The sequence below is a fragment of the Rothia sp. HMSC058E10 genome (assembly GCF_001809415.1).
GTDB lineage: Bacteria > Actinomycetota > Actinomycetes > Actinomycetales > Micrococcaceae > Rothia > Rothia dentocariosa.
Window position 1 is genome coordinate 1 of record NZ_KV797638.1, and the last position, 202, is coordinate 202.

The 202-nt window shown below is 55.9% G+C and carries 1 tRNA gene and 1 rRNA gene; both read right to left on the reverse strand.

Annotation, left to right across the window (positions count from 1 at the left end):
- Positions 1-7: 7 nt before the first annotated feature.
- Positions 8-124, reverse strand: a 5S ribosomal RNA gene (rrf, locus tag HMPREF2609_RS07480).
- Between the two features lie 3 nt (positions 125-127).
- Positions 128-200: transfer RNA gene (locus HMPREF2609_RS07485), tRNA-Ala, on the reverse strand.
- Positions 201-202: the final 2 nt, after the last annotated feature.

Sequence of the window (202 nt, forward strand, 5' to 3'; positions counted from 1 at the left end):
AAAACTAGTCCGGCGACAACCTACTCTCCCACACCCATCAAAGTGCAGTACCATCAGCGCAAAGAGGCTTAGCTACTGGGTTCGGAATGGAACCAGGCGTTTCCCTCTCACTATAATCACCGAAACGTGGAGGCGAGGGGACTCGAACCCCTAACCCTCTGCTTGCAAAGCAGATGCGCTACCAATTGCGCCACGCCCCCGC